Source organism: Kocuria sp. KRD140, from assembly GCF_017168375.1.
GTDB classification, from domain to species: domain Bacteria; phylum Actinomycetota; class Actinomycetes; order Actinomycetales; family Micrococcaceae; genus Kocuria; species Kocuria marina.
On record NZ_JABFAW010000001.1, the window covers coordinates 98,502 to 103,529 of the forward strand.

At 70.3% G+C, this 5,028-nt stretch carries 6 protein-coding genes and 1 pseudogene; all 7 read right to left on the minus strand.

What is annotated here, in order from left to right:
* A pseudogene (locus J1M36_RS00405) lies at positions 1 to 601 on the minus strand (aspartate carbamoyltransferase); the annotation flags it as partial.
* Positions 598 to 1,260 carry a bifunctional pyr operon transcriptional regulator/uracil phosphoribosyltransferase PyrR gene (gene pyrR, locus J1M36_RS00410; protein ID WP_131332978.1) on the minus strand — a complete coding sequence of 221 codons (663 nt, stop codon included), beginning with the start codon at positions 1,258 to 1,260 and terminating at the stop codon, positions 598 to 600. The pseudogene J1M36_RS00405 and the gene pyrR, both read right to left, overlap by 4 nt.
* A gap of 108 nt (positions 1,261 to 1,368) precedes the next feature.
* The gene (gene nusB / locus J1M36_RS00415; RefSeq protein WP_064845881.1) at positions 1,369 to 1,785 is read right to left on the minus strand and encodes a transcription antitermination factor NusB; all 417 of its coding nucleotides are present in this window, start codon (positions 1,783 to 1,785) and stop codon (positions 1,369 to 1,371) included.
* Positions 1,782 to 2,345 carry an elongation factor P gene (gene efp / locus J1M36_RS00420; protein ID WP_064845882.1) on the minus strand — a complete coding sequence of 188 codons (564 nt, stop codon included), beginning with the start codon at positions 2,343 to 2,345 and terminating at the stop codon, positions 1,782 to 1,784. Before efp ends, nusB begins: the two co-directional genes overlap by 4 nt.
* A gap of 146 nt (positions 2,346 to 2,491) precedes the next feature.
* On the minus strand, positions 2,492 to 3,577 hold the full coding sequence (aroB, locus tag J1M36_RS00425; protein WP_064845883.1) for a 3-dehydroquinate synthase: 1,086 nt from the start codon (positions 3,575 to 3,577) through the stop codon (positions 2,492 to 2,494).
* Positions 3,574 to 4,131: a shikimate kinase gene (locus J1M36_RS00430; RefSeq protein WP_064845884.1), complete on the minus strand. Its 558-nt coding sequence runs from the start codon at positions 4,129 to 4,131 to the stop codon at positions 3,574 to 3,576. Before J1M36_RS00430 ends, aroB begins: the two co-directional genes overlap by 4 nt.
* On the minus strand, positions 4,128 to 5,028 hold a 901-nt coding region (gene aroC, locus J1M36_RS00435; RefSeq protein WP_206478275.1), incomplete at its 5' end, for a chorismate synthase. The genes aroC and J1M36_RS00430, both read right to left, overlap by 4 nt.

The window sequence follows — 5,028 nt, forward strand, 5'->3', positions numbered from 1 at the left end:
GGGTGGGCGGGGCCACGAGCGTGACGCGTGCGCCCAGGGTCGTGAGCAACCACACGTTGGAGCGGGCCACGCGGGAGTGCAGCACGTCCCCCACGATCACCACGTGCATCCCCTCGAGGTCCATCCCGGTGCTCGCCATGCCCGTGGCCCGCGAACGCACGCGGCGCAGGGTCATGGCGTCGAGCAGGGCCTGGGTGGGGTGCGCGTGCTTGCCGTCCCCGGCGTTGATCACCGCGGCGTCGATCCACCCGGAGTCCGCGAGCTGCTGCGGGGCGCCGGAGGACGCGTGGCGGATCACCACGGCGTCCGCGCTCATGGCCATGAGCGTCTGTGCGGTGTCCTTGAGCGACTCGCCCTTGGACACCGAGGAGCCCTTGGCGGAGAAGTTGATCACGTCCGCGCTGAGCCGTTTGGCCGCGGTCTCGAACGAGATCCGCGTGCGCGTGGAGTCCTCGAAGAACAGGTTGACCACGGTGCGCCCACGCAGGGCGGGCAGTTTCTTGACCGAGCGCGAGGACACGGCGGCCATCTGGTCCGCGGTGTCCAGGATCCGCACCGCTTCGGGGTAGCTCAGCTCGTTGGTCGTCAGCAGGTGCTTCATACGCGCGGCCCCTTCCCGGCGGTACCGGGGGCGCGGGCGACGTCATCGTCGGAGACCACCGGCGAGTCGATGATCACGCAGTCCTCGTGACCCCTCGCGCGCGGCTGGGGATCGGACTCGCGCAGCAGCACGCGGACCTTCTCGTGGGAGGACGTGGGCAGGTTCTTGCCCACGTGATCCGCGCGGATGGGCAGCTCGCGGTGGCCGCGGTCCACGAGCACCGCCAGGCGCACCGCGTTGGGGCGTCCCACGTCCACGAGGGCGTCCAGGGCCGCGCGGATCGTGCGCCCCGAGAACAGGACGTCGTCCACGAGCACCAGGGTGCGCCCGTCAATCCCGGAGTCCGGGATCACCGTGGGTTGCGGGGTGCGCGCGGGATGACGCCGCAGGTCGTCGCGGTACATCGTGATGTCGAGCTGACCCGTGCTCTGTTGCGCGTGGAAGTCGGGGTCGATCTGCTCGAGCTTGGCGGCCAACCGCTGGGCCAAGGGGTAGCCGCGACGGGCGATCCCCAGCAGCACGAGACCCCGGGAGCCCTTGTTGGACTCGAGGATCTCGTGGGCGATCCGGGACAGGGCCCGGTCGATGTCGGGTGTCGAGAGAATTACGCGGGACGTCATGCTCCGCGGTGACTGCTCGGCGTGTTCGGGCACGCTCACGTGCCGCCTCCTTCCCCGCCTCACCGGACGGACTTAAAGGGTGCGATCCGTAGTCGAAGCTACCACACGAAAAACCCCGGCCCGTGGCGAGCACGGACCGGGGTGGGTTCAGTCGTCGAGCAGGGAGGGCTTGACCTTCTGCAGCCGCCCCAGCAGCCCGTTGACGAAGCGGGGCGAATCGTCCGTGGACAGCTGCCGGGCCACGGCCACCGCCTCCGCGACGGCCACGCCGTCCGGGATCTCCGAGTTGTACAGCAGCTCCCATGCCCCCACGCGCAGCACGTTGCGGTCCACCGCCGGCATCCGGTCCAGCTCCCAGCCCTGGGAGTAGGTCTCCAGGAACTCGTCGATGTCCTCGCGCCGGTCGTGGACGCCCTCGAGGATGTCCACCGTGTACGGGTTGATGGGCGAGGAGGAGTTCTCCCGCCGTCGCACCAAGGCGTCCCGGACGGATTCGTTACGTTGTTCGGCCTCGAACAGGATCTCGACGGCGCGGATCCGGGCCTTGCTCCGGGCGCCGCTCACTCGTTGACGCGTCCCAGGTAGTCACCGGTGCGGGTGTCGACCTTGACCTTGGTGCCCTGCTCGAGGAACAGCGGGACCTGGATCTGGTAGCCGGTCTCGACCGTGGCGGGCTTGGTGCCGCCCGTGGAGCGGTCACCCTGCAGACCCGGCTCGGTGTAGGTGATCTCGAGCACGACCGACGGCGGCATCTCGATGTACAGGGGCGCGCCCTCGTGCATGGCCACGGTCACGTTCTGGTTCTCGAGCATGAAGTTCGCGGCGTCCCCCACGACGGCGGCCGGCACCGTGATCTGGTCGTACGTGGAGTTGTCCATGAAGACGTAGTCCTCGCCGTCCTGGTACAGGTACTGGTACTCGCTGCGATCCACCGTGGCGGTCTCGATCTTGGCACCGGCATTGAACGTCTTGTCCACCACCTTGCCGCTGGTCACGTTGCGTAGCTTGGTGCGCACGAACGCGCCACCCTTCCCGGGCTTGACGTGCTGGAACTCGATGGTCTGCCAGAGGTTGCCGTCGAGCTTGAGGATGGTGCCGTTCTTGATGTCGTTGCTGGTTGCCACGGTGTCACTTTCTCGTCGGGAACGTCGCCGCACGGCGGCGGGGCGCGTGGAGCCGGACCAGTCTACCGCGTGCGCCCGCCCGCCGTGCCAGCCGAGCAGTGCTCAGGGGCGCGGACGACGGCGCTCGTCGTGCCGTCCGCGCGGGCTCACTCCGCGATCTCCTGGTAGCAGGCGAAGAGGATCGCGGGGTCCGGGACCTCCATGATCCGCGGTGCGGCGATCCGGTCCAGCACCACGAAGCGCAACAGGTTGCCGCGGGTCTTCTTGTCCCGCTTCATGACCTCGAGCAACCGGGGCCACTGGTCCGCGCGATACGTCACGGGCAGCCCCAGGGACGTGAGGATCTCGCGGTGCTCGTGCACGACGTCGTCGGACAACGACCCGGCCGCGCGCCCGAGTTCCGCCGCGAAGACCATGCCCACCGACACCGCCGCGCCGTGGCGCCACTGGTAACGCTCGTTGTGCTCGATCGCGTGCCCCAGCGTGTGGCCGTAGTTAAGGTATTCGCGCCGCCCGGATTCCTTCAGGTCCGAGGAGACGACCTCGGCCTTGACCCGGATCCCGCGCTCGATCAGCTCGCGCACCACGGGCGACGCCGCATCCCGCACCTCCTGCGGGTTCTCCCGGATCAGCTCGAGGATGCGCGGGTCCGCGATGAACCCGCACTTGACCACCTCAGCCATGCCCGTGAGCAGCTCGTTCTGCGGCAGGGTCTGCAGCGAGTCCAGATCGCACACGACCGCCGCCGGTGGGTGGAATGCTCCCACGAGGTTCTTGCCCTCGGCGGTGTTGATCCCGGTCTTCCCGCCCACGGCGGCGTCCACCATGCCCAGCAGCGTGGTGGGCAGGTGGATCACGCGCACCCCGCGCAACCACGTGGCGGCCACGAAACCGGCGAGGTCCGTCACGGCGCCGCCGCCCACGGAGACCACGGCGTCCGTGCGCGTGAAGTCCGACTGGCCCATGATCTGCCAGCAGAACGCCGCGACCTCCACGCGCTTGCCCTCCTCAGCGTCCGGGATCTCGGCCACGAAGCTCTGGATCCCGACGGCGGAGAGGTTCTGCTGCACCACGTCACCCGTGGCGCGCAGCGCGCGGGGGTGGATGATGAGCACCTTCTTGACGCGCTCGCCCAGCAGTTCGGGCACGCGGTCCAACAGGCCGTTGCCCACGAGGACGTCGTAGCGGTTGTCGGGACCGCCGTGGACGGGGATGCTGACGGGATCACTCATGCGGTGTGTTCCTTTCCGCGCGGCTGCGCGATCGGTTCGCCCAGCGCGAGGTAGAGCTCACGGGCGATCTGCGCCACGGTGCGCGGCGCGGCGCCGTCGAGCCGGATGGTCGCGAGGCGTTCGAAGGTCTCGCGGCGCTCGGCCATGATCTGGCTCCAGCGGGCCTCGGGATCCGGTTGGAGCATGGGGCGGGTCGTGTTGCCCTTGATCCGCGGACGGACGGTGTCCAGGTCCACCTCCAGGTATGCGACCGTGTGCCCGGCCAGCAGCGGCTGCACGAGCGGGGACATGGGTGCGCCCCCGCCCAGGGAGATCACGCACCCGGCAGTGTCGGGGTCATCGAGCAACTCGGCGACGACCTGCGCCTCGATCCGGCGGAACTCGGCCTCCCCGCGGGCGCGGAACAACCGAGGGATGGGTCCGTAGCGGGACTCGATCACGCGATCGGTGTCCACGTGGGGCAACCCGTAGTGCTCCGCGAGGTGCTGTGCCACGTGGGACTTGCCCGCCGCCATGGGCCCGATCAGCACCACGGGCAGGGCGGGGCGCGTCACGCCAGGTCCCCGCGCACCTCGTCCAGGGCGGCCAGCGCGGCGGGGTCCGCGAGCTCGGGGGACGTGCGCAGGTTGGCGGGGATCCTCGCGAGGTAGGCGTCCTTGTTGCGTACCGTCTCGGTGATCGAGTCGCCGCCGAACTTCTCGAGGGCGGCCTGGGCGAGCACGAGCGCGACCATGGCCTCGGCCACCACGCCGGCCGCGGGTACCGCACACACGTCCGAGCGTTGGTGGTGGGCGCGGGCGGGTTCACCCGTGGCTACGTCCACGGTGTGCAGCGAGCGCGGGACCGTGGCAATGGGCTTCATCGCGGCACGCACGCGCAACAGGTCACCGATCGACATGCCGCCCTCGATGCCGCCGGCGCGATTGGAGACCCGGTGCACGGTCCCGTCGGCAGCCAGCGTCTCGTCGTGGGCCGCGGAGCCCGGGCGCGCGGCGGTGCGGAACCCGTCCCCGACCTCCACGCCCTTGATGGCCTGGATGCCCATCAGGGCCCCAGCCAGGCGCGCGTCCAGGCGTCGGTCCCAGTGCACGTACGAGCCGAGTCCCGGGGGCAGGCCCTCGGCGAGCACCTCGACGACGCCGCCCAGGGTTTCCCCCGCCTTGTGCGCCTCGTCCACCGCGGCCACCATGGCCTCGGAGGTCCCGGCGTCGAAGCAGCGCAGCGGGTCGGCATCCAGCGCGGCGACGTCGTCCGGGCCGGGCAGCGCGGCGCCCTCGGGCACCGACACTTCCGCGATCGCGGTCGTGTGGGACACGAGCCGCACCCCGAGGGCCGCGAGGACCTGGGAGGCCACGACACCGAGCGCCACGCGCGTGGCCGTCTCTCGGGCCGACGCCCGTTCGAGCACGGGGCGGGCCTCGGCGAAGTCGTACTTCTGCATGCCGGTGAGG